This is a genomic window from Rhodococcus sp. 05-340-2, assembly GCF_002258915.1.
Taxonomy (GTDB): Bacteria; Actinomycetota; Actinomycetes; order Mycobacteriales; family Mycobacteriaceae; genus Rhodococcoides.
Genome location: NZ_NOYU01000042.1, coordinates 329,985 through 353,741, shown reverse-complemented (window position 1 = coordinate 353,741; position 23,757 = coordinate 329,985). Strand labels below are relative to the sequence as shown.

The following is a 23,757-nucleotide window of genomic DNA, read 5'->3' as shown; positions in this document are numbered from 1 at the left end:
CGTTCGTCGGTGAGTGAACCGATCGCGGGCACTAGCGTCCTCGAGCATGGGCGGCAACGACGATCGGGCGCACACGGTGGCGCGATTGAACTCCGTGCGCAGACAACACGATTCCGCCCACGATCGCGTCGGGCCCGAGGATTCGCGATCCGACGCCGGGTCCACAGAACCGGATTGGCTGCTGCCGGAAGCACAACGAACCGGCACCCCGTGGTCGACCCTGCTGCCATCGCGGTGGCGATCTGCCCGCGTCGACCCGGGGAAACAGGGGGCAGTGGCGATGGCGGCGGCCGGGGTCTTCGTCGTGCTGGTGGCGGGATTCGCGGTGTTTCGAGACGCACCGACTCCGGCGCCTGCGCCGCCGCTCGCTGTGGTCGCGACCGAGACGGTGGATACCGATGGAACGGTGGATACCGACGACGCAGTCGATTCTGTGCCGAGCGCCGAGGCCGAACTCGTGGTGAGCGTCGTCGGACTCGTGACGCGCCCCGGATTGGTTCGGCTGCAACCGGGTTCGCGAGTCGCCGACGCGGTGGCCGCGGCAGGTGGCGCAGTCGAGGGTGCGGACTTGCTGGCGCTGAACATGGCCGCGCGAGTCGCCGACGGTGATCAGATCGTCGTCGGAGTCGTGCCGCCGGAGGCAGCTCCACCGGTGAGCAGTACGACATCCGAAGTCGGCACATCGACAGGCGGTAGCGACGGCGCACCGTCCGGTGTCGGAGGTGCCGCGCCCGGCGGGACGGTGGACCTCAATGCCGCGACCGTCGCGGAACTGGACGCGTTGCCCGGGGTCGGGCCGGTCACCGCAACCTCGATCGTCGCTTGGCGAGAGACCAACGGCCGCTTCGCAACCGTGGATCAGCTGTCCGAGGTGGACGGGATCGGGCCCGGCAGATTGGCGAAGATCCGAGACCTGGTGCATGTCGGGTGACCACCGATACCGCGTCGACCGGTGCGCCGCAGACCGAGGATCGTCTGCCGTTCGATGTGCGTCTGGTTCCGGCCGCTGCGGTGTGCTGGTCGATCACCGCGATCGGAATTTTCGGAGGCCCGGGTGCTGCTCTCGCTGCTACCGCGTCTGCGGTTGCGGTGGTGCTGGTCGTCGCAGTATCACTGCACGGGTTGGCGATTCGGCACGCCTGGCCGGGGCCGAGTCGGTCCGGTGCGGTCGCGGTGATCGTGCTGGCATTGTGCTTCGGGGGAGCGACCTGGCTCCAGATGCGCTCGTTGGCAGAACATCCCGTCGCTGCGGCGGCGGAGAACCGGGCGTGGGTGACCGCGTCGGTGCGGCTGGAGGAGGACCCACGCCTGCTGTTGTCGGCCGGGCCCTCGATGGTGATGACGAAGGCCGAGATGACTCGCGTGGACGTCGGCGGTGAGGCGCTGTACGTCGGCGGACGGGTGTCGATCATCGCCCCGGAATCGAGTTGGTCGGCATTGCTGCCGGGCCAGGAGGTCACCGTGCGGGGCAGGCTCGGTGTGCCGCTTCGACCGGACATGAGCGTGGCCGTCATCCGCACTTCGGGTCCGCCCGTCACCGTGAACGAGCCCGGGGCGATCTCTGCTACCGCCGGCACCTTCCGGTCGAATCTGGCTGCGGTCGCGCAGAATTCGATGCCACCGGATCGTGCAGGTCTGCTACCCGGTCTCGTGGTCGGGGACGTTTCCAGGTTGGACGAGACGGTCACCGAGAACTTCCGGGCGGCCGGGCTGACGCATTTGACAGCTGTGTCGGGCGCAAATTTTTCCATCGTGATCGGGGCGGTTCTGTTGGTGCTGCGAGGAATCGGAATCGGGCCCCGCGCGACGGTCGCGATGGCGTTCGTCGTACTCGTGGCCTTCGTGATCGTGGCCAGGCCGTCGCCGAGTGTGGTGCGGGCGGCAGTGATGGGGTCGATCGGTCTGGTGGCGTTGGTCACCGGCCGACGAAGGCAGGCGGTTCCGGCGCTGTGCGGCGCGGTGTTGGGTCTGCTCGCGTGGTGGCCGAGGCTGGCGGTGGATGTCGGATTCGTACTGTCGGTGTTCGCCACCGCGGGGCTCGTGCTCGTCGCTCCGATCTGGGTCGACTGGCTTCGCGCACGTGGGTGGCCGAGGGCGGCAGCGGAGGTGGTGGCGGTCGCAGCGGCGGCACACGCGGTGACGGCACCGGTGGTCGCGGCCATGACCGGAACGTTCAGCGTGGTGGGCGTCGCAGCGAATGTGCTGGCGGCACCGGTCGTCGCTCCGATCACGGTGGTGGGGATCGTCACAGCAGTGATCGCCACCGTCAGCGGGTCGCTCGCGGAACTGGTGGCGCAGCTGGCGTCCGCACCACTGTGGTGGTTGATCGCGGTGGCGGAGGAGGCTGCGTCGGTGCCGGTAGCGGGCGTTGTGGTCCCCGACGGCGTCCGGGGCGCAGCGCTGGCAGCGTTGTCGACTGCCGCCCTGCTGGCGGCCCTGCGTTTCATCGTGTTCCGGTGGGTGGCCGCGGCGGTGGCCCTGGCGGCACTCGCATTGTGGACGGCGCACGTTCTGTGGTGAGTGCTCGGACTTCGAGCGGATGGTCGCAGTGTCGGCCACGCATGGCACGATCATGGTCGTGACTTCGAGTGTGGCTCCTCTGCATCTGGTTCTCGGCGACGAGGAACTTCTGATGGACCGCGCGGTAGCCGCGATCGTGGCTCAGGTGCGTGCGAATGCTGCGATTCCGGGGGAGGATCTGCCGGTCACGCGGTTGCGCACCGGTGATGCCAGTGCCCCGGAACTCGCCGAACTGCTCAGTCCCTCGCTGTTCGCCGAGGACCGTGTTCTCGTGCTCGAGGCCGCAGCCGAGGCAGGCAAGGACGCTGCCGCACTGGTACTCGACGCCGCGACCGATCCGCCCGAGGGTGCTGTGGTGGTGGTCATGCACTCCGGCGGCGGCCGGGCCAAGGCGATGGTCGGTGCACTGCAGAAATGCGGAGCACAGGTGCACGAGTGCGCCAAGCTAACCAAGCCCGCCGAACGCATCGACTTCGTCCGCGGAGAATTTCGTACCGCAGACGTCCGGGTGAGCGGCGACGTCATCGAGGCGGTCGTCGAGTCCGTCGGCAACGAACTTCGTGAACTTGCCTCGGCGTGTTCGCAATTGGTCTCCGACACCGGCGGCAAGGTAGACCTCGCCGCGGTGCGTCGCTACTACTCCGGCAAGGCCGAGGTCTCCGGATTCGACGTCGCGGACAAAGCAGTGATCGGTGACCGTGCCGGCGCTCTGGAGGCTCTACGTTGGGCGATGCACCGGGGCGTGGCGCACGTGCTGCTCGCCGACGCGTTGGCCGATGCCGTTCGCACCATTGCGCTGGTGGGCTCGGCGGGCCGCGGCGACCCCTTCCGAATGGCAGGGGAGCTGGGTATGCCGCCGTGGAAGATCAAGAAGGCGCAGGGTCAGGCGCGCGGCTGGAACGGCCGATCGATCGCACAGGCGCTGCGCGTTGTCGCGCAGCTCAATGCCGACGTCAAAGGTCAAGCAGCGGATGCTGACTACGCGGTGGAGAGAGCAGTGGCCGAGGTCGCATCACTGGGTAGGTGACGTCGGCAGAGTGCAGAGAGCACGAAAAAGCCCGCCGCATTCTGGTCGGATGCGGCGGGCTCGATCGAGCTCAGTGATGTATCAGAGCTTGTTGACTGCGAGAGCCAGTGCCGACTTCTTGTTGGCTGCCTGGTTCTTGTGGATGACGCCCTTGCTGGCTGCCTTGTCGAGCTTGCGGCCTGCATCGAGAAGAATCTCGGAAGCCTTGTCCTTGTCGCCCGCAGCCTGTGCCTCGCGGAACGAGCGGATGACGGTACGAAGCGAGGACTTCACCGACTGGTTGCGCAGGCGTGCACGCTCGTTGGTGAGAATCCGCTTCTTCTGGGACTTGATATTGGCCACGCGTAAAATCCTTGTCGTCTTCGTCGGTATTCCGGTCAGGGCGATCCATGCTGGAATGCCCGAAGTCTGCTGCTGAGCGTTGGAGCCCTGCGCCGAAGATCGAGAATACCAGCACGGTCGGCCAGAACCCAATCCGGAGTGGGGTGACGATGCGTTTCAAGAAATTAACGCTTCTACCGCGCCTAACTCCTGTCTCTGTAGCAACATGGCCAGAATGAGTCCGCGATCGGCAACGCCTGCCACCACCAAGGCCAAAGCGACCAAAACCAAGACAGCGGATCGTGTCGAACCCGAAGCCGACGGAGTGTTCGGAGGGTATTCCGACGTCGGAAAGTACAGTCTCGCCTTCGACGAGATGTTCGACGCGGACGGGCGCACCCGAACTCCGTACAAGGGCATCCACACCGCACTCGCCCCGGCGAACGCGGTGGACCTGGACGCGAGATCCGACGCGCTGGGACGAGCCTTCATCGACCAGGGCATCACGTTCTCCCTGTCCGGTCAGGAACGCCCCTTCCCGCTCGACCAGGTTCCCCGCGTCATCGCAGCAGGGGAATGGTCACGACTCGAGCGCGGCATCAAGCAGCGTGTCAAAGCCCTCGAGATGTTCCTCGCCGACATCTACGGCGACCAGGAAATTCTGCGCGACGGCGTGGTACCCAAGCGGCTGGTGACCTCCTGCGAGCATTTCCACCGCGAAGCGGTCGGCATCACGCCACCCAACGGTGTGCGCATCCACGTCGCCGGCATCGACCTCGTCCGTGACGCTCAGGGCACCTTCCGAGTGCTGGAGGACAACCTGCGGTCGCCGTCGGGCGTGTCCTACGTGATGGAGAACCGGCGCACCATGGCCCGGGTGTTCCCCGACCTGTTCGCCAGCCACCGCGTCCGCGCCGTCGGCGATTACGCCTCGCACCTGCTGCGAGCACTGCGCGCATCCGCCGCCCTCAACGAGGCCGACCCGACTGTGGTGGTTCTCACTCCAGGCGTGGCCAACTCGGCGTACTTCGAGCACTCGTTGCTCGCGCGACTGATGGGTGTCGAACTCGTCGAAGGACGAGACCTGTTCTGCCGAGACAACATCGTCTACATGCGCACCACCGAGGGCGAGCGTCAGGTCGACGTCATCTACCGACGTATCGACGACGACTACCTCGACCCCATGCAGTTCCGTCCCGACTCGGTGCTGGGAGTGGCAGGTCTGGTCAACGCCGCCCGCGCAGGCAACGTCGTCATCTCGAGTGCCGTCGGAAACGGCGTCGGCGACGACAAGCTCGTCTACACCTACGTTCCGACGATCATCGATTACTACATGGGCGAGAAGCCGTTGCTGGCCAACGTCGACACGTTCCGGTGCTGGCTCGACGACGAGTGCGAGGAAGTTCTCGACCGCATCGACGAACTGGTCATCAAGCCGGTGGAAGGCTCGGGCGGCTACGGCATCGTCTTCGGACCCGACGCTTCACCGAAGGAACTCGCGACCATCAGCAAGAAGGTTCGCGCGGATCCGCGCGGCTGGATCGCGCAGCCCGTCGTGCAGCTCTCGACGGTGCCGACCAAGATCGGCGACCGTTTGGTACCCCGCCACGTCGACCTACGGCCGTTCGCTGTCAACGACGGCGACGACGTCTGGGTGTTGCCCGGCGGTCTCACTCGGGTGGCGTTGCCGGAGGGTTCTCTGGTGGTCAACTCGAGCCAGGGCGGCGGCAGCAAGGACACCTGGGTTCTGGCCACCCGAACGTCGCAGGAGGAGCAGGAGCTCGCAGGCGAGGAGATCGTCAGCGTTCCGCCGGAGTCACCGATGGCCGAACAAGGCCCCGAGCTGACGATGGACCAGCAGATGAATCAGCAACAGCAACAGCAACAGCAGCAAGCAACGAACTCGGACTCGAACGGCGGTGGACAGTAAATGCTCGCGCGCAACGCAGAGTCGCTCTACTGGATCGGGCGGTACGTCGAGAGAGCGGACGACACGGCCCGCATTCTCGACGTCACCGTCCACCAGCTTCTCGAAGACGCCACGGTCGATCCCGACCACACCTCGCGAGTGTTGTTGCGAGTGCTCGGGTTCAAGCACGAGCCGGACGTCTCGCTCGACGTGTGGTCGCTCACCGAGGTCGTCGCCTTCAGCCGAGACGGATTGGGTTCGATCGTGGACTCACTGTCGAGCGCGCGCGAGAACGCCCGCGGTGCGCGTGAAGTCACGTCCAGTGAGATGTGGGAGTGCTTGAACACCACGTACAACGGGTTGAACGAGCGCATCAGGGCGTCCAAGCGCACCGGCCCGGCCGAGTTCTTCAGCTACATCGAAGAGCGCGCAGCGATGTTCGCCGGTCTCGCGGACTCCACCCTCAGTCACGACGACGGCTACCGCTTCCTCCTGCTCGGTCGCTCGGTCGAGCGCATCGACATGATCGTTCGGTTGTTGCTCTCGCGAGCCGGTGACCGGCCGTCGTCGCCGGCGTGGGTCACTGTGCTTCGCTCCGCCGGTGCCCACGACACCTACCTGCGCACCTACCGCGGCGCGCTCGACGCCCAGCGAGTTCTCGAATTCATGTTGTTGGACAGGCTCTTTCCGCGATCGGTGTTCTACGCACTCAACGAGGCGGAACGTTCGCTGGATCAGCTCGACCATCAGCCCAACAGTCGAGTCGGTGCGCGCGCCGAAGCGCAGCGCCTACTCGGTCGCGCTCGCAGCGAACTCGAATTCCTCCGTCCCGGGGAAATTCTCGACGATCTGCAGGAGCGCCTGCTCTCTCTGCAGGAAACCTGCCGTGAGCTCGGTGATGCGATCTCCAAGCAGTATTTCCACGCCGCTCCGTGGGTTGCGTGGACGGACGCCGGCTCCGGAACATTCGAAGATCAATTGGAAGGTGAACTGTGAGCTGGCGTATGCGTGTCGTGCACACCACGGGCTATCAGTACGACGCACCGGTGACGTCGTCGTACAACGAGGCTCGGTTGACGCCGCGAAGTGACAATCGGCAGAACGTGATTCTGAACCGAGTCGAGACCAACCCGGTGACGCGTTCCTATCGCTACACCGACTACTGGGGCACTGCGGTGACGGCGTTCGACCTGCACGCACCGCACACCGAGCTCGAGGTCACCGGATCGTCGGTGGTCGAGACCGACCCCTTCGTCTACCCGGACGAGAACGCCTCCTGGGAAGAACTCGCGAGCGATCCGGTCATCGACCGTTTCAACGAGGTCCTCGACAACACCGAGTACGTGCCGAAGAACAGGCAACTCGCGTCGGTGGCGAAAAAGCTGTCGAAGGGCCTACCGCCGCAGGAATCGGTGGTCGAGATCGCCAACTGGGTCAACCAGGAGATGTCCTACGTGCCGGGAACCACCGGCGTGCACACCTCGGCCGTGGAAGCGTGGTCGGAGAAGAAGGGCGTCTGCCAGGACTACGCCCACCTGACGCTGCTGATGCTGCGCAGCGTCGGCATCCCCAGCCGGTACGTCTCCGGCTACCTGCACCCGAAGAAACAGGCCGCGATCGGTGCGACGGTGGAAGGCCAGAGCCACGCCTGGATCGAGGCCTGGACCGGGGCGTGGTGGGGCTACGACCCGACCAACGCCATCGCCGTCAACGAGCAGCACGTGTCGGTCGGACTCGGCCGCGACTACGCCGACGTCCCCCCGCTCAAGGGCATCTTCTCCGGCGGCGGTTCGACGGCTCTCGACGTGGTCGTGGAAATCACGCGGTTGGCTTGAGCTCGGTGCGCGTTGTGCGCCCTTTCATGGGCGCACAACGCGCACACATCAGTTCCAGCCGAAGTCGCGGCGCAGTCTGTTTGCCACGGAATCGAATTGGGGCTTGCTCAGAATTGCGCCCTCGCGTCGGATACCGTCCTCGGGCACGTCGAGAACTCGATCCAGGCGAATCCAGCTCGGTCGGCCCTCGGCGTCCCAGGCCCCGGATCCGATCGACTGCCAGTCACGGTCTCCGTCGCGGCTGCTCTGGCTCGACAACATCAGGCCGAGCAGATCGTTGCCCTCGCGTCCGATGACCAACACCGGGCGGTCCTTGCCCTGGCTGGCATCCTCCTCGTACGTGACCCAGGTCCAGACGATTTCGCCGGGGTCGGCTTTGCCGTCCAGGTCGGGGGAGTACTCGATGGTGCGGGCTCGTTGTGCCGTAGGCCTGGTCTGCGACGCCACCGGACGTCCAGGACGAGGAGTCGGGGCGGATGTGCGCGTGACCGTCCCGCTGATCGCGTCCTTGCCCTTCTGCACGGCACCGGACTTCTGCAATTGACGCAGTAGCCGAGGGCCCTCGCGCATCGCGATCTTGCCCAGTTCCTTGCCGAATCTGCTCCAGTTGCCAGCCATGCGGCGAGTGTAGCGATGCAGACGCTGCTGCTCATCGCCCGAACCGCGGCGACGTGAACACCCCAGTCGGACAGCCGGGGACGGCGCACCGTTCTCGGCGTGGGACGATAGAGAAACCCGTTCGCTCATTTCGAACACGCCAGCCGAAGGATACGAGTGCCCAGCTTCGCCGACACGACGTTCACCGATCCGTCCAGGATCAGGAACTTCTGCATCATCGCCCACATCGACCACGGTAAGTCGACGCTGGCCGACCGGATGTTGCAGCTCACGGGCGTCGTCGACGACCGGTCGATGCGCGCGCAGTACTTGGACCGGATGGATATCGAGCGCGAGCGCGGCATCACCATCAAGGCGCAGAACGTGCGACTTCCGTGGGTCGTCGACGGTGACGAATTCGTCCTGCACCTCATCGACACGCCCGGCCACGTCGACTTCACCTACGAGGTATCGCGTGCACTCGAGGCCTGCGAAGGGGCAGTGCTGCTGGTCGACGCTGCGCAGGGCATCGAGGCGCAGACGCTCGCGAACCTGTACCTCGCTCTCGACAAAGAGCTCACCATCATCCCGGTGCTCAACAAGATCGACCTGCCGGCCGCCGACCCGGACCGCTACGCCGCCGAGATCGCCCACATCATCGGGTGCGAGGCCGACGACGTTCTGCGCGTGTCCGGCAAGACCGGTGTCGGCGTCGAGGAATTGCTCAACGAGGTCGTCAAGCTGGTTCCGGCCCCGGTCGGCAACCCGGACGGCCCGGCCCGCGCGATGATCTTCGACTCGGTCTACGACACCTACCGCGGGGTCGTCACGTACGTGCGAGTGGTCGACGGCGCGCTCAACCCGCGCGAGAAGGTCACGATGATGTCGACCGGCTCGACCCACGAGCTGCTCGAGGTCGGCATCGTCTCGCCCGATCCCAAGGCCACCAAGGGCCTGGGTGTCGGCGAAGTGGGATACCTGATCACCGGAGTGAAGGACGTCCGTCAGTCCAAGGTCGGCGATACCGTCACCACCTTCCGCAAGGGCGCGACCGAGCCGCTGACCGGCTACCGCGAACCCCGTCCCATGGTGTATTCGGGCCTCTACCCGCTCGACGGTTCGGATTACCCCGACCTGCGCGACGCTCTGGAGAAGCTGCAGCTCAACGATGCTGCACTGACGTACGAGCCCGAGACTTCGGTGGCGCTCGGATTCGGCTTCCGCTGCGGATTCCTCGGGCTGCTGCACATGGAGATCACCCGCGAGCGGCTCGAGCGAGAGTTCAACCTGGACCTGATCTCGACCTCGCCGAACGTCGTCTACCGCGTCGAGATGGAAGACGGTGCCGAGCACATCGTCACCAATCCGTCGTACTGGCCCGAGGGCAAAGCGCGCGAGGTGTTCGAGCCAATGGTCAAGTGCACCATCATCTCGCCGAGCGAGTTCATCGGTTCCATCATGGAACTGTGCCAGGGACGACGTGGCGAACTCGGCGGCATGGACTACCTGTCCGAGACCCGCGTGGAACTGCGTTACACCATTCCGATGGCCGAGATCATCTTCGACTTCTTCGACATCCTGAAGTCGCGGACACGCGGATACGCCAGCCTCGACTACGAGGAGATCGGCGAGCAGAGCGGGGCGCTCGTGAAGGTCGACATCCTGCTGCAGGGTGAGGCCGTCGACGCGTTCTCGGCGATCGTGCACAAGGACGCTGCTGCTGCCTACGGCAACAAGATGACGACCAAGCTCAAGGAACTGATTCCGCGTCAGCAGTTCGAGGTGCCGATCCAGGCCGCCATCGGATCTCGCATCATCGCCCGCGAGAACATCCGCGCGATCCGCAAGGACGTTCTGGCCAAGTGCTACGGCGGCGATATCAGCCGTAAGCGCAAGCTGCTCGAGAAGCAGAAAGAGGGTAAGAAGCGGATGAAGACGATCGGTCGCGTCGAGGTGCCGCAGGAAGCCTTCGTCGCCGCGTTGTCCTCGGAATCTTCCTCGGACAAGCCGAAGAAGTAGGGCAGCAGTTCCGGGTTGCAGGAATTGACCTCACACCCTTTCTATCGACTGCGCGCCCCCGCTCGCCACAGAACAGGGGCGCGCAGTTGTCAGTAGGGGCGCGCGGTCCCCACCGAACCCTGTCGGAAATGGCGGGCGAGTACATTTCGAATCTGTGACGACGCCGATTCTGAAGCAGCTGCGTGTTCCCGTTGTCGGTGCGCCGATGGCAGGTGGTCCGAGTACTCCTGAACTCGCCCGTGCGGTGTCGGAGGCAGGTGGACTCGGCATGATTGCCGGTGCGCTGTTGACGCCCGAAGCCTTTGCGGCGCAGATCGATTCGATGCGCGGTCTGCTGTTCGGTGTCAATCTCTTCCTGCCGGAGGAGCCATCGGGTGCGGATGTGGAGTCCTATGCCGAGCACCTGGCACCCTGGTTCGAGCGTTTCGACGCAGAGCCGGGAGAGTTGATTCGACGTGACGACTTCTACGCCGAGAAGTTCGCCTGGCTGCTGGCGCACCCGGTACCGCTGGTGTCGAGTACGTTCGCGACGTTCGACGCGGACGAGGTCGCCCAGTTGCACGCCGTGGGAACCGAGGTGTGGGCCACCGTCGCCACCGCGTCGGACGCATCGGTGGCCACCGCCAACGGGGTTGACGCGCTGGTGGTGCAGGGACCCGAAGCGGGCGGTCATCGAGGCACCTTCGACGGCTCGGCCCCGGACGAGCCTCTGACCGAACTGCTGATCGCAGTGCGTGAAATATCCGATCTACCGCGGATCGCCGCGGGCGGACTGATGGATGGCAACGACATTGCGCCACTGCTGGATTCGGGTGCCGCGCATGCCGCGCAGCTCGGTACGGCGTTTCTGAACACGCCGGAAGCCGGGACCAAGCCCGTGCACCGAGAGCAACTGACCGTCGCTCCCGACACCGCGGTGACGAAGGCGTTCTCCGGTCGCCCTGCGCGGGGGCTGGTCAACGAGTTCATGCGTGAGAACTCCGACGCAGCACCGCTGGCGTATCCCGATCTGCATTACCTGACGGCACCGATGCGCGCCAAGGCCGCAGCGGCAGGGGATCCGTCGGGACTGTCGATGTGGGCCGGCACCGGTTTCCGCCGTACACAGGCGGCACCCGTAGCCGAGTTGATCGCCGAATGGGCGAAGCAACTCGGCCGCTGAGCCCGAACTCTCAGGGGTTGGCGTGGGCAGGCTGGAAGTGCCCCGACACCTGGGCTTCCTCGGCGCGGATGACGTGCACCACCGCGTTGATGAGTGCGAGGTGCGTGAAAGCCTGCGGGAAGTTGCCGAGGTGACGGCCGGTGCGGTGGTCGATCTCCTCGGCGTAGAGCTTGAGCGGGCTCGCGTATCCCAACAGACGCTCGCAGAGATGCTTGGCGCGCGGGAGTTCGCCGATCTCGACCAGCGCCGATACGAGCCAGAAGGAGCAGATCGTGAATGTCCCTTCCTCGCCCGCCAGACCGTCGTCGGTGGTATCGGTTCGGTAGCGCAGGACCAGGCCGTCCTCGGTCAGCTCGTCGGCGATGGCCAGCACCGTCGCACGGATGCGTTCGTCCTCGGCAGGCAGGAATCGAAGCAGCGGTGCGAGCAGCAGTGACGCATCGAGCGACGGGTCACCGTAGCGCTGAGTGAGGACACCCCGAGAATCGGTGCCGTTCTCGAGAATGTCCGCCTTGATCTCGTCGGCGATCTCGTTCCACTTGGCCGAATACTCCTTCTCGCCGTGGATGTCGGCGAGCTTGGCACCGCGGTCGAGCGCGACCCAACACATGAGCTTCGAGGAGGTGAAGTGCTGCGGTTCACCGCGCACCTCCCAGATGCCGCGATCGGGCTTGCGCCAATTGGCGATCGCCTCCTCCACCTGTCGCTTGAGCAGGGGCCACAGGAATTCGGGGACGTGCTCGCGCGACTTGACATGCAGATACACCGAGTCGAGCATCGTGCCCCAGATGTCGTGCTGCTCTTGGTCGTAGGCTCCGTTGCCGATACGCACCGGACGTGCGCCGTCGTATCCGGACAGGTGCGGCAGCTCGCTCTCGTCGAGCGTCTTCTCGCCGCCGATGCCGTACATGACCTGTAGCGGATTGACCTCGCCGTTGGCTGTGGTCGCCACATCGGACATGAACGCGAAGAAGTCGTTGGCCTCACGGTCGAGTCCGAGTGTGTAGAGGCCCCACAGTGCGAACGTCGAGTCTCGTACCCACGTGTAGCGGTAGTCCCAGTTGCGTTCTCCACCAGGAGTTTCCGGAAGCGATGTGGTCGACGCCGCCAGCAGTGCGCCGGTGGGGGCATAGGTCAGACCCTTGAGTGTCAGGGCGCTGCGCTGCAGGTAGCCCCGCCACGGGTGATCGGGGAACCGGCCGATCGTGATCCACTGCCGCCAGCACTCGGACGTGCGCCACATCTTGTCCGCGGCTTCCTCGAAGGTCTGCGGCGCAGGCAGATCCGACCACGACAGCGCGACGAAGACGTTGTCGCCCTCCGTCATTCGGGTACGGGCGCGGGCTTCACGTCCTTCGATGCCGATGCGGAGGTTGGTGGTCAGCTTCAACGTGGGCTGATCTCCGCCCGCACTGGCTTCGCAGGTGGCGGTGGTTTCCTCGTACACCTTGCCGGTGTACTCCCACTTCGCCGGCGCGCGGTGGTAGTCGAAGGCCGGCTCGCAGCTCATCTCGAGTTCGACCGTGCCGCTGACGCACTTGATGGTGCGCAGCAGGATGTGTTCGGCGTCCCAGTCGCTCGGTGCGCGCTTGTGGGTGCGAGAGCGCTGATCGGTGTTGTGCCACGGTCCCATGACGAGTGCGTCGCGGACCACGAGCCAACCGGTTTCGGTCTGCCACGTCGTTTCGACGATCAGTCCACCGGGCAGATACCGCCGTGCCGCCGGCACCGATTGACCGTACGGGCCGACACGGAAATGGCCCGCGCTGCGATCGAGAACCGCGCCGAAGATGCTGGGGGAGTCCGGACGAGGCACGCACATCCACTCGACCGATCCGTTCCGAGCGATCAGGCAGGTCGTCTCGCAGTCCGAGAGGAAGGCGTAGTCGTCGATCGGCGGAAAGGCACTTCGATAGGACGTCAGGGTGGACACCGGTGCGTCGGTACTGCCCAACGCTCCCTGAACCTCGACCCCGCCCAAACCTGGATGCCCCGACCCCATGGCGGGCTCGTCGGCCACCGGGGGCACTGGCGAAACATCTTCGTATGCCGTCATGGCGTAATCATCGACCGATCCACGGCACGCGTCCACTGCTGGTCGTCGATCGGCGTGGCGCGAGAGCGGAACGAGCTGGTTTAAGCTGCGAGGGTGGAATCGATCGCACGCTGGTGGGACGGCGTCGAACTGTGGGTGACGGGTTTGCCGTTCGTGCCACAGTCGGTAGTCGTGCTGCTGGTCATCGTGCCTACCGCGTTCCTGCTGGCACGTGTCTTCGATCGCGTGCTGGCGGTAGTTCTGCACTTGCTCGGGCGTGATGCCCGGGCTGCTCGCGACGCGGAGCCCTCGGGTGCGGCCACCACTACGACGAAGGATGGACAGTAATGCCACGGTCTCGGGTCACGCTGGCGCTCATCGCGCTGCTGGTGCTGGTTGTCATCGCCTGGTTGCTCACTCGATAGCCGATTAGAGTCGGTCCGGAACCTCTGCTAGATTTCTGACCGTGTCTTCTGCCGCCGAGTACCGCGTCCGCCATCAGTTGGCGTTGATTGCTGTCGGAATGCTGGCAGTCGCCGATATCGACTGTTGTTGATTCTTTCCTTCGTCGAATCGGTTCCGTCGATCCGTTGCCCACGCGCCTACATCTCGCGGTCGGGCGGTTCACGACGTACTTTCTGCCACTCACGGTGATCTCGCGATGACACGCGGCCACGGTGGTGCTCCGGTTCGACCTCGGGAATGTCGACTCTGCCCAGCTCGCACTCACTGCACACCATCATGAAAGGCCTTTTCTCGATGAGGCATAGCTCTCGCTACCTGCTGACCACGTTCGCGGCCGTGGGAACCCTTCTACTCACTGCCTGCGGCGGTGGATCGAGTGACGTCGTCGGCGGTGAGCCGGACACCGCGAGCGGTCCCGCACTGACCCTCGTGGGTTACGCAGTCCCCAAGAATGGTTGGGACGCAATCGGTCCGGCCTTCGCGGCAACCGAGGACGGCGACGGAACGGCGATCAACGCGGACTACGGCGCATCGGGCAATCAGTCGCGCAAGGTGGCCGACGGCGCACCCGCCGATATCGTCAACTTCTCGGTCGAACCCGACATCACCCGTCTGGTGCAGGCAGGCAAGGTCGACGAGGACTGGAATCAGAATGCTTACGGCGGCGTACCGTTCGGCTCCGTGGTGACCATCGTCGTACGCGAGGGCAACCCCAAGAACATCCGTACCTGGGACGATCTGATCAAGCCGGACGTTCAGGTCATCAGCCCCAGCCCGCTCAGCTCGGGCTCGGCCAAGTGGAACCTGCTCGCTCCCTACGCGGCGAAGAGCAACGGCGGCCAGGACAAGCAGGCCGGTCTCGACTTCGTTCGCACACTCGTCGCCGATCACTTCCCGGTTCAGCCCGAATCCGGCCGCGCCGCAACCGAAGCCTTTCTGCAGGGCCAGGGTGATGCGTTGCTCAGCTACGAGAACGAAGCACTCCTGATCGAGGAACAGGGACAGAACGTGGAGCACGTCGACGTTCCCGTCACGTTCCGCATCGACAATCCCGTGGCCGTGATCAACGACAGCGCCAATCTCGATCGCGCCAATGCTCTGAACGATTTCATCTACACCGACGAGGGCCAGAAGATCTGGGCGGAGGCCGGTTTCCGACCGACGAACCCCGACATCGCGTCGGAGTACTCCGACAAGTTCTTCACCCCCGAAAAGCTGTACACCATCGATGATCTCGGTGGCTGGACCCAGGTGGACGCAGATCTGTTCGGCGACAACGGTGCGATCACGACGATCTATCAGGAAAGTACTCGGTAGAGATCGATGTCATCTTCGACCACCGAAGCCGCGGCTGCGGCTTCGACCCTCTCGCCCGGCACGAGACCACGGTTTCGTGCCGGGCGGGAAGGCCGAAAGTTCAGGGGTCCGGGATCGGTCGGTCCACTCGGCCTCGGCGTCGCAGTGTTGTGGCTCAGCGTCATCGTGCTGCTTCCGTTGGCGGCGTTGACGGTTCAGTCGTTCGACGACGGCTTGACCGGTTTCTGGAACGCGGTCACCGAGCAACGCGCCTTGGCCACGTTCAAGGTGACGCTTCAGGTGTCGGTGGCCGCGGCCGTGGTCAACCTGTTTCTCGGAACCCTCATCGCCTGGGTACTGGTGCGGGACGAGTTCCCGGGCAAGCGTTTCGTCAATGCCCTGATCGATCTGCCGTTCGCGTTGCCGACCATCGTGGCCAGCCTGGTTCTGCTGTCGCTGTACGGTCCGGCGAGCCCGATCGGGTTGGTGTTCAACGCAACCAAGCCCGCGGTGATCGTCGCGCTGCTGTTCGTCACATTGCCGTTCGTGGTACGCGCGGTGCAACCGGTGCTGATCGAACTCGACAAGGATGTCGAGGAGGCCGCGGCCTCGCTCGGCGCGAACAACTGGACCATCTTCCGCCGCATCGTCCTGCCGGTACTGCTGCCGGCGATCCTCAGCGGCGGCGGCCTCGCCTTCGCGCGCGCCATCGGCGAATTCGGGTCGGTGGTGCTCATCGGTGGAAACATTCCCAACGACACGCAGGTGGCGTCGCAGTACATCCGTGAGCTCATCGAGTACGACCGCCCCACCGACGCGGCCGCGATCTCCGTTGTGCTGCTGGCGATCGCGTTCGCTGTGCTGTTCGTCCTTCGCGTGGTGGGCAATCGCCTGGCCCGACGTGAGGAGCAGATCTCGTGAAAATCGGTCTGCCGATCAAGCTGACGCTCCGCACCGTAGCTCTGCTGTACCTCGCCGTTCTGGTGCTCTTTCCCCTCGGCACCATCCTGTTCCGCACCTTCGAGGACGGCGTCGTCACGTTCTGGGAGCAGATCACCACGCCGGCCGCGCAGTCGGCGTTGCAGCTGTCGTTGTTGATCGTCGCCATAGTTGTTCCGATCAACATCGTGTTCGGTGTGGTCACCGCCCTGGCACTCGTGCGAGGACGGTTCCGTGGCAAGGGTGTCCTGGAAGCCATCGTCGATCTGCCGTTCGCGGTGTCGCCCATCATCACCGGCGTTGCGCTGATCCTGCTGTGGGGTGCCAACGGCTGGTTCGGTGGCGTCGAAAGCCTCGGCTTCAAGGTCATCTTCGCGCTTCCCGGCATGGTCATCGCCACGATCTTCGTCACGCTGCCGTTCGTCGTGCGCGAGGTCGAACCCGTGCTGTACGAAATCGGTGAGGAGCAGGAGGAGGCCGCCTCGACGCTCGGTGCGTCGTCGTGGCAGACGTTCTGGCGCATCACTCTTCCGGCGATCCGGTGGGGCCTGACCTACGGCGTCGTACTCACTGTCGCGCGCTCACTCGGCGAGTTCGGTGCCGTCATCATGGTCTCGACCAACCTGCCGGGCATCTCCCAAACACTGACGCTGCTGGTCAACTCACGATACGAGGACTTCAATCAACAGGGCGCGTACGCCGCGTCCACATTGCTCATGGCGATCGCCGTCATCGTGCTGCTGTTGATGACTGCCCTCGACAAGAAGAGGACGAAACAATGACCGAGACATCCCCCGAGATCGAGATCTCCGTCGTTGGCGGCAACAAGCACTACGGCGACTTCGCCGCGCTCGACAAAGTCAGCATCGACATTCCCAAGGGGTCGCTGACGGCACTGCTCGGCCCCAGTGGCTCGGGTAAGTCGACGCTGCTGCGCTCCATCGCCGGGCTCGAGCAACTCGACTCCGGTCGAGTGGTGCTCGCAGGCCAGGATGTGACGTGGGTGAGCCCGCAGCGCCGCGAGATCGGATTCGTCTTCCAGCACTACGCGGCGTTCAAACACCTCACGGTGCGAGACAACGTCGCGTTCGGCCTGCAGATTCGCAAGCGGCCCAAGGCCGAGATCGCCAAGAAGGTCGACGAGTTGCTCGAGATCGTCGGGCTGGCCGGTTTCCAGAGCCGCTACCCGGCGCAGCTGTCCGGTGGACAGCGCCAGCGCATGGCGTTGGCTCGCGCTCTCGCCGTCGACCCGCAGGTGCTGCTGCTCGACGAGCCCTTCGGCGCGCTCGACGCCAAGGTGCGCGCCGATCTCCGTACGTGGCTGCGTCGACTGCACGACGAGGTGCACGTCACCACCGTGCTGGTGACACACGATCAGGAGGAGGCGCTCGACGTCGCCGATCGGATCGCGGTGCTCAACAAGGGTCGCATCGAGCAGGTGGGCAGCCCGGAAGATCTTTACGATCGCCCGGCCAACAACTTCGTGATGTCGTTCCTCGGTCAGGTCGCCAAGCTGAACGGACTGCTCGTGCGACCGCACGACATTCGCGTCGGACGCGACCCGTCGTTGGCGCAGGCCCAGGCCAGCGGGACGGCCGAATCGGCCGGTGTCACGCGTGCCGTCGTCGAGCGGGTGGTGCACCTCGGCTTCGAGGTGAAGGTCGAATTGAAGAACGCGGCCACCGGTGAACTGTTCGCGGCCCAGATCACCCGCGGTGACAGTGAGGCTCTCGGTCTTCGCGAGGGCGAGACGGTGTACGCGCGAGCGACTCGGGTGCCGAAGATTGCCGACGCTAGCGGTGCAGACGCGATCGACGGTGCACCGGTTCGCTGAACGGGTGCGGTCGAGCGTTCGGCGCCGGTGTCGCAACGGCTCGTAACGCAGGAGTGGAGCCTGCGGCACGACCCATCGAGACTGCGGAGTCGTAGCGCCGCGACACCAGATCTGCCAGCGCCGGATGTGCTCCGATCACTTCGGCATGCACCACATTCGGTATGCCTGCCACCGACTCTTCGATCCTGTCGGTGAGCAGCCCCGGGGCCAGGAACCAGGGTGCAACGACGATGCGGTCGGCTCCCAGTGTGCGCAGCTGTGTGATCGCATCGGTGGGGGACGGGGAGACCGATGTCGCGAAGCAGGTCACAGCTCCGGCCCAGTCTGTTCCGGCGAGCAGTTTCTGCGCGATGACTCGGGTGCGCTGATTCGCCGGTGCCACCGATGAGCCGACAGCTGCCAGGGCGATTCCGACCGTCGAATCGGATGCTGCGACACCGGTATCGGCGATACGGTCACGGACTGCCTCGATGAGGAGTCGGTCGTCTCCCAGAACCTCGGCCTGCGTTATCGAGACGTGCGGGTGTCGCGTTCTCGCCGCTTGTAAGAGCTCGGGCAGATCGACTTTCGCATGAAAAGCCTTGCCCAGCAACATCGGAACGGCGACGATGCGTCCGTGTCCGGCATCGGCCAGGTTGTCGACCACCTGATCGACGCCGGGCTCGGAGAGATCGAGAAACGCGACGCGGACGTCCAGATCCGGTCGCCGTCGACGCAGGGCGTCGACGGCGCGGTGAATCGTGGCGCTCGAGCGCGGGTCACGGCTGCCGTGGGCAACCGCGATCAGTGCGCTCACGCCGGAACTGCCGACCCCAGCTCGACGGCAGCCAGAGCGTTGCCCACGAGACCGGCAGCCAACGTGTTGCCACCGGCCGGATCGATCAGCAGAAAGCTGCCCGTGTGCCGGTTGACGGCGTAGTCGTCTGCCACGATGGGCTCGGCGACGCGCACCGAGATTCGACCGATTTCGTTGAGCTCCAACGACTCCGGGCCTTCTTGTGCGGTGAGCTCCTGCTCGTCGAAGCGCTCGATCAGCGTCCCGACGATGGCCTGGGTGGTGCGAGTGCCGTGCTTGAGCAACAGGCGAGCGCCCGGGCGAAGCGGCTTCTCGGCGAGCCAGCACACCGTGGCCTCGAAGTCGCCGATCGGCTCGGGTGCGTCCTGCGGTGAGGCGATGGTGTCGCCGCGCGAGACGTCGACATCGTCGGCGAGGACGAGGGTGACGCTGCGTCCGGCGTGAGCGGTACGCAATTCGCCGTCGGCGGTGTCGATGCGCTCGACTGTCGTTCGGGTGCCGGAGGGCAGGATGACGACCTCGTCGCCGACGTCGACGGAGCCCGCTGCGACTTGGCCGGCGTATCCGCGATAGTCCGGGAATTCCGCTGTGCGGGGCCGGATCACGTACTGCACGGGGAATCGCAGACCGACCCGGTGCGGTTCGGCGTCGACCGGGACCGACTCGAGGTGCTCGATGAGGGTCGGACCGTCGTAGTACGGGGTCTTCTCGGACTTCACCGCGACGTTGTCGCCGTGCAGTGCGGACACCGGGATCTCGATGACGTCCTCGCTGGACCAGCCGAGGGAGGAGGTCAGCGAGTTGAACTCGGCCGAGATCTCGGCGAACACCGTTGCGGGGTCCTCGACCAGATCGATCTTGTTGACCGCGAGTACCAGGCGCGGAACGCCGAGCAGTGCGAGAACCGCTGCGTGCCTGCGGGTCTGAGTGATGACACCCTTGCGGGCGTCGACCAGCAGGATGACCAGCTGAGCCGTCGACGCACCGGAGACGGTGTTGCGGGTGTACTGCACGTGGCCGGGGGTGTCGGCCAGTACGAACGAGCGGTGCGGCGTCGCGAAGTAGCGGTACGCGACGTCGATGGTGATGCCCTGTTCACGCTCGGCGCGTAGGCCGTCGACCAGCAGGGACAGATCCGGTGTCGCCAGTCCCTTGTCCACCGACGCCCGAGTGACGGCATCGATCTGATCGGCCAGAACGGATTTGGTGTCGTACAACAGCCGACCGACGAGGGTCGACTTACCGTCGTCGACGCTACCTGCGGTGGCGAGGCGAAGAAGCTGAGTTCCTGTGCTGCTCATCAGAAGTATCCTTCTCGTTTGCGATCTTCCATGGCAGCCTCGGAGACGCGGTCGTCGCCGCGGGTGGCTCCGCGTTCGGTCAGTCGAGATGCGGCTACCTCGGCGAGGATTGCCTGGTTGTCGGCGGCCTCGGACAGCACGGCACCGGTGGTGGATCCGTCGCCGACGGTGCGGTAGCGCACCGACAGGGTCTGCAGTTCCTCGTTCTCGGCCGGTCCGCCCCACACGCCGGGCGTCATCCACATACCGTCGCGCTGGTAGACGGGGCGCTGATGGGCGTAGTAGATGCTCGCCAGTTCCACGTCGTCACGGGCGATGTAGCGCCAGATGTCGAGTTCGGTGAAGTTGCTGAGCGGGAACACCCGCACCTGCTCGCCGGGGGAATGCTTGCCGTTGTACAGGTTCCACAGTTCGGGGCGCTGCTTCTTGGGCTCCCACTGGCCGAACGCGTTGCGCAGCGAGAAGATTCGCTCCTTCGCTCGGGCGCGTTCCTCGTCGCGTCGGGCACCGCCGAAGACGGCGTCGAACCGATTCTCGGAGATCGCGTCGAGGAGGGGCACGGTCTGCAGCGGGTTGCGGATGCCGTCGGGGCGCTCGGTGAGGCGTCCGTCGGCGAGGTACTCCTCGACGCTGGCCACGTGCAGGCGCAGGTTGTACTTGGCGACGACGTGGTCGCGGAAGTCCAGCACCTCCTGCAGGTTGTGGCCGGTGTCGACGTGGAGCAGTGCGAACGGCAGGGGAGCGGGCCAGAACGCTTTGATCGCCAGGTGCAGCAGGACTGTCGAGTCCTTGCCGCCGGAGAACAGGATGACGGGGCGCTCGAACTCGCCCGCCACCTCGCGGAAGATGTGGATGGCCTCGGATTCGAGTGCGTCGAGCGTGTCGAACCGATCTGCATCGAGATGGGTTCGACCGACGGTGGCCGAGGTGAGGTCGAGTGTCATGAGGCGTGCAACCCACATTCGGTCTTGGCCTTGCCGGCCCAACGACCGCTACGCGGGTCGGCTCCGGGGGCAGGTTTGACGGTGCACGGTGCGCACCCGATGGATGGATAGCCTTCGTCGACGAGGGGATTGACCAGAATCGAATGTTCGTCGATGTAGGCCTGCATCTCCTCGTCGGACCACGGTGCGATCGGGTTGATCTTGACCAGGCCGAAGGCGTCGTCGAACGAAATGAGCGGGGCGTTGGCACGGGTGGGCGCTTCGACCCGCCGGATGCCGGTGACCCAGGCGCTGTAGTTCGCCAGTTCCTTCTTCAGAGGGGCGACCTTGCGCATCGCGCAGCACCGGTTGGGCTCGCGGGCGAACAGGTCCTTGCCCTCGATCGAATCCTGTTCCGCAACAGTCTTCTCGGCGCGGGCGTTGACGACGTGCACGCCGTAGACCGCCTCGACGGCGTCGCGCGTTCCGATGGTCTCGGCGAAGTGGTAGCCGGTGTCGAGGAACAACACGTCCACGCCCGGATGGACCTGTGCAGCAAGGTGAACGAGAACCCCGTCCTGCATGTTGGAAGCAACGATGAAGTCGTTACCGAAGTTGTCCTCGGTCCACTGCAGCAGCTCCAGTGGGCTCGCCCCGTCGAGCTCGCGGGCACCGCGCTCGGCGATGTCCTTCAATTCCTCCACCGTCAAATTCAGCCTGGTACTCATCGCAAATCCGCCTCGTCTGCTCGTACGGCCCACTGAGCGAACCGTTCGCCGTCCTCGCGGTGCTTGTCGAAATTGCGCACCACTCTGTCGATGTAATCTCCCAGCTCGGAGCTGTTGACCTTGTGCTGGCGCAACTTTCGGCCGAACGCACTGTCGAGTCCGAGGCTGCCTCCGAGATGAACTTGGAAACCCTCGATCTGATTCCCGGCTCCGTCGTCGACCAGAAGTCCCTTGAACCCGATGTCGGCGATCTGCGACCGCGCGCAGGAGTTGGGGCAGCCGTTGATGTTGATCGTGATCGGCACGTCGAGCTTGCTGTTGATGTCGGCCAGGCGCTCTTCGAGCTCCGGTACGAGAACCTGTGAACGCTTGCGGGTTTCGGCGAACGAGAGCTTGCAGAACTCGATCCCGCTGCACGCCATCAGGTTCTTGCGCCAGTGCGAGGGCCGGGCAGGGAGGCCCAATGCATCGAGATCGGAGATCAGCTGCTCGAGCGTCTCGTCCGGAACGTCGAGGACGATCAGCTTCTGGTACGGCGTGAATCGCACGCGATCGGACCCGGCCTTCTCGGCGGCGTCGGCGACGGCGGCGAGGATGGTGCCGGAGACGCGGCCCGCGATGGGGGCAACACCGACGGCGTTGAGTCCGTTCTTGAGCTTCTGGATACCGACGTGATCGCGGGGCCGAGCGGGCTTCTCGGGAGCCGGGCCGTCGATGAGCTTGCGGTGCAGGTACTCGTCCTCGAGGACCTGACGGAACTTCTCGATGCCCCAGTCCTTGATGAGGAACTTCAGGCGCGCCTTGGTGCGCAGTCGGCGGTAGCCGTAGTCGCGGAAGATCGAGACAACGCCTTCCCACACGTCGGGAACGTCCTCGAGCGGAACCCAGACGCCGACTCGCTGCGCGAGCATGGGGTTGGTGGACAGGCCGCCGCCGACCCACAGGTCGAGTCCGGGCCCGTGCTCGGGATGCACGACGCCGACGAATGCGCAGTCGTTGATCTCGTGCACCACGTCCTGCAGGCCCGAGATCGCCGTCTTGAACTTGCGCGGCAGGTTGGAGTACTCCGGCTTGCCGATGTAGCGCTCGACGATCTCGTCGATGGCGGAGGTGGGGTCGAGGATCTCGTCGACGGCCTCGCCCGCGAGCGGGGAACCGAGCACCACGCGTGGGCAGTCGCCGCACGCCTCGGTGGTCTTCAGGCCGACCGCTTCGATCCGACGCCAGATCTCGGGGACGTTCTCGACCTCGACCCAGTGGAACTGAACGTTCTCCCGGTCGGACAGATCGGCGGTGTCGCGACCGAACTCCTGGGAGATGCCGGCGAGGACACGCAGCTGCTCCAGGTTCAACGCGCCCGCGTCGCAGCGGATACGCATCATGAAGTACTTGGCCTCGAGCAGGTCGATGTTGTCGTCACCGGTGAAGGTGCCGTCGTATCCCTGCTCGCGCTGGGTGTAGAGGCCCCACCAGCGGAAGCGGCCGCGAAGGTCGCCCTTGTCGATGCTGTCGAAACCCTGCTTGGAATAGATGTTCTCGATGCGGGCACGCACGTTGAGCGGGTTGTCGTCCTTCTTGGACTGCTCGTTGGCGTTCAGTGGCTCCCGGTAACCCAGTGCCCACTGTCCCTCGGCTCGACGCTTGGTCGGCCGCGGCGTGCGCTCCCGTGGTGTGACGGAGGCAGCGTCGGTGGTCGCGTCGCTGGTCGACGACATGCATTGCTCCTGCATCTTTGTGCTGGCCGGTACCCGGGACGAGGGCGCAGGCAATTGCGCTTTCGACGACAGTGGTAAACCGGTGGATCGAATGGACGTGCTCGAAGGAGGCTGGTCAGCAGCCGGTCGTGTGTCGACACGACGCGCTGCAGACACGGCCGAGATCGACATGGCGGCGCGCCACGAGTCGAATTCCTGAGTCGGTCACGGGTGCCATTGTGCCACGTCATCGGGGCGACGGACGACCGCGGCGGCTATTTACCCAAATTTCGGGGTAAATAGGCTGGCAGGGCTGTTGCAGTCACGATTGCGAACGGTGGGCTGGAGCGATCGTG

At 65.1% G+C, this 23,757-nt stretch carries 22 protein-coding genes; 14 read left to right on the top strand and 8 right to left on the bottom strand.

Annotated elements, in window-relative coordinates; genetic code table 11:
• Window positions 1-46 precede the first annotated feature (46 nt).
• From CH271_RS26835 to holA, 3 genes are read left to right on the top strand one after another with little or no spacing between them, the layout of a single operon-like run.
• Window positions 47-931 carry a ComEA family DNA-binding protein gene (locus CH271_RS26835; protein WP_094635548.1) on the top strand — a complete coding sequence of 295 codons (885 nt, stop codon included), beginning with the start codon at window positions 47-49 and terminating at the stop codon, window positions 929-931.
• Window positions 928-2,520: a ComEC/Rec2 family competence protein gene (locus CH271_RS26830; protein ID WP_094635547.1), complete on the top strand. Its 1,593-nt coding sequence runs from the start codon at window positions 928-930 to the stop codon at window positions 2,518-2,520. The genes CH271_RS26835 and CH271_RS26830 overlap by 4 nt, the downstream gene beginning before the upstream one ends.
• Window positions 2,521-2,578: 58 nt before the next feature.
• Window positions 2,579-3,547, top strand: coding sequence for a DNA polymerase III subunit delta (gene holA / locus CH271_RS26825; protein ID WP_037193579.1), 969 nt, complete (start codon window positions 2,579-2,581; stop codon window positions 3,545-3,547).
• 81 nt (window positions 3,548-3,628) lie between these two features.
• On the opposite strand, the gene rpsT is transcribed toward holA, so the two are convergent.
• Window positions 3,629-3,889: a 30S ribosomal protein S20 gene (gene rpsT / locus CH271_RS26820; protein ID WP_027497522.1), complete on the bottom strand. Its 261-nt coding sequence runs from the start codon at window positions 3,887-3,889 to the stop codon at window positions 3,629-3,631.
• Between the two features lie 214 nt (window positions 3,890-4,103).
• Between rpsT and CH271_RS26815 the strand changes: the two genes are divergently transcribed.
• The 3 genes from CH271_RS26815 to CH271_RS26805 are packed head-to-tail and all read left to right on the top strand — an operon-like array spanning window position 4,104 to window position 7,612.
• Complete coding sequence (locus CH271_RS26815; protein WP_082323755.1) at window positions 4,104-5,798, top strand: circularly permuted type 2 ATP-grasp protein; 1,695 nt, start codon at window positions 4,104-4,106, stop codon at window positions 5,796-5,798.
• On the top strand, window positions 5,799-6,773 hold the full coding sequence (locus CH271_RS26810) for an alpha-E domain-containing protein (protein WP_032394562.1): 975 nt from the start codon (window positions 5,799-5,801) through the stop codon (window positions 6,771-6,773).
• 8 nt (window positions 6,774-6,781) lie between these two features.
• Window positions 6,782-7,612, top strand: coding sequence for a transglutaminase family protein (locus CH271_RS26805; RefSeq protein ID WP_094635545.1), 831 nt, complete (start codon window positions 6,782-6,784; stop codon window positions 7,610-7,612).
• Window positions 7,613-7,660: 48 nt separating this feature from the next.
• Here the strand turns inward: CH271_RS26805 and CH271_RS26800 are convergent, their stop codons facing one another.
• Entirely contained in the window at window positions 7,661-8,230 is a 570-nt protein-coding gene (locus CH271_RS26800) for a type II toxin-antitoxin system PemK/MazF family toxin (RefSeq protein WP_094635662.1), read from the bottom strand.
• A gap of 150 nt (window positions 8,231-8,380) precedes the next feature.
• Here CH271_RS26800 and lepA point away from each other — a divergent pair, with 150 nt between their 5' ends.
• Window positions 8,381-10,228 (top strand): translation elongation factor 4, encoded by a 1,848-nt coding sequence (gene lepA, locus CH271_RS26795; RefSeq protein ID WP_052047853.1) that lies wholly within the window; start codon window positions 8,381-8,383, stop codon window positions 10,226-10,228.
• Between the two features lie 154 nt (window positions 10,229-10,382).
• Window positions 10,383-11,390 (top strand): nitronate monooxygenase, encoded by a 1,008-nt coding sequence (locus CH271_RS26790; RefSeq protein ID WP_094635544.1) that lies wholly within the window; start codon window positions 10,383-10,385, stop codon window positions 11,388-11,390.
• Between the two features lie 10 nt (window positions 11,391-11,400).
• On the opposite strand, the gene CH271_RS26785 is transcribed toward CH271_RS26790, so the two are convergent.
• Window positions 11,401-13,446, bottom strand: a complete 2,046-nt coding sequence (locus CH271_RS26785) for a glycoside hydrolase family 15 protein (protein WP_037193573.1) — start codon at window positions 13,444-13,446, stop codon at window positions 11,401-11,403.
• Window positions 13,447-13,539: 93 nt separating this feature from the next.
• Between CH271_RS26785 and CH271_RS26780 the strand changes: the two genes are divergently transcribed.
• The 6 genes from CH271_RS26780 (at window position 13,540) to CH271_RS26760 (ending at window position 17,959) form a co-directional block, all read left to right on the top strand.
• Window positions 13,540-13,773 (top strand): hypothetical protein, encoded by a 234-nt coding sequence (locus tag CH271_RS26780; RefSeq protein ID WP_037193083.1) that lies wholly within the window; start codon window positions 13,540-13,542, stop codon window positions 13,771-13,773.
• A gap of 118 nt (window positions 13,774-13,891) precedes the next feature.
• Window positions 13,892-13,981 carry an Ms4533A family Cys-rich leader peptide gene (locus CH271_RS29685; RefSeq protein ID WP_310180897.1) on the top strand — a complete coding sequence of 30 codons (90 nt, stop codon included), beginning with the start codon at window positions 13,892-13,894 and terminating at the stop codon, window positions 13,979-13,981.
• Between the two features lie 203 nt (window positions 13,982-14,184).
• Window positions 14,185-15,207, top strand: a complete 1,023-nt coding sequence (locus CH271_RS26775; RefSeq protein WP_094635661.1) for a sulfate ABC transporter substrate-binding protein — start codon at window positions 14,185-14,187, stop codon at window positions 15,205-15,207.
• A 6-nt stretch (window positions 15,208-15,213) separates the two neighbouring features.
• Window positions 15,214-16,107, top strand: coding sequence for a sulfate ABC transporter permease subunit CysT (gene cysT, locus CH271_RS26770; protein WP_082323739.1), 894 nt, complete (start codon window positions 15,214-15,216; stop codon window positions 16,105-16,107).
• Window positions 16,104-16,907 carry a sulfate ABC transporter permease subunit CysW gene (gene cysW, locus CH271_RS26765; protein WP_094635543.1) on the top strand — a complete coding sequence of 268 codons (804 nt, stop codon included), beginning with the start codon at window positions 16,104-16,106 and terminating at the stop codon, window positions 16,905-16,907. Before cysT ends, cysW begins: the two co-directional genes overlap by 4 nt.
• Complete coding sequence (locus CH271_RS26760) at window positions 16,904-17,959, top strand: sulfate/molybdate ABC transporter ATP-binding protein (protein WP_094635542.1); 1,056 nt, start codon at window positions 16,904-16,906, stop codon at window positions 17,957-17,959. The genes cysW and CH271_RS26760 overlap by 4 nt, the downstream gene beginning before the upstream one ends.
• On the opposite strand, the gene CH271_RS26755 is transcribed toward CH271_RS26760, so the two are convergent.
• Genes CH271_RS26755 through CH271_RS26735 form a run of 5 tightly spaced genes read right to left on the bottom strand, consistent with a single transcriptional unit; the run spans window position 17,919 to window position 23,422 of the window.
• Complete coding sequence (locus CH271_RS26755; RefSeq protein WP_094635541.1) at window positions 17,919-18,755, bottom strand: sirohydrochlorin chelatase; 837 nt, start codon at window positions 18,753-18,755, stop codon at window positions 17,919-17,921. The genes CH271_RS26760 and CH271_RS26755 overlap by 41 nt on opposite strands.
• Complete coding sequence (locus CH271_RS26750) at window positions 18,752-20,056, bottom strand: sulfate adenylyltransferase subunit 1 (protein WP_037193077.1); 1,305 nt, start codon at window positions 20,054-20,056, stop codon at window positions 18,752-18,754. Before CH271_RS26750 ends, CH271_RS26755 begins: the two co-directional genes overlap by 4 nt.
• Window positions 20,056-21,000, bottom strand: a complete 945-nt coding sequence (cysD, locus tag CH271_RS26745; RefSeq protein WP_037193075.1) for a sulfate adenylyltransferase subunit CysD — start codon at window positions 20,998-21,000, stop codon at window positions 20,056-20,058. The genes CH271_RS26750 and cysD overlap by 1 nt, the downstream gene beginning before the upstream one ends.
• Window positions 20,997-21,707 carry a phosphoadenylyl-sulfate reductase gene (locus CH271_RS26740; RefSeq protein WP_037193073.1) on the bottom strand — a complete coding sequence of 237 codons (711 nt, stop codon included), beginning with the start codon at window positions 21,705-21,707 and terminating at the stop codon, window positions 20,997-20,999. Before CH271_RS26740 ends, cysD begins: the two co-directional genes overlap by 4 nt.
• Entirely contained in the window at window positions 21,704-23,422 is a 1,719-nt protein-coding gene (locus CH271_RS26735; RefSeq protein ID WP_094635660.1) for a nitrite/sulfite reductase, read from the bottom strand. The genes CH271_RS26740 and CH271_RS26735 overlap by 4 nt, the downstream gene beginning before the upstream one ends.
• Window positions 23,423-23,757: the final 335 nt, after the last annotated feature.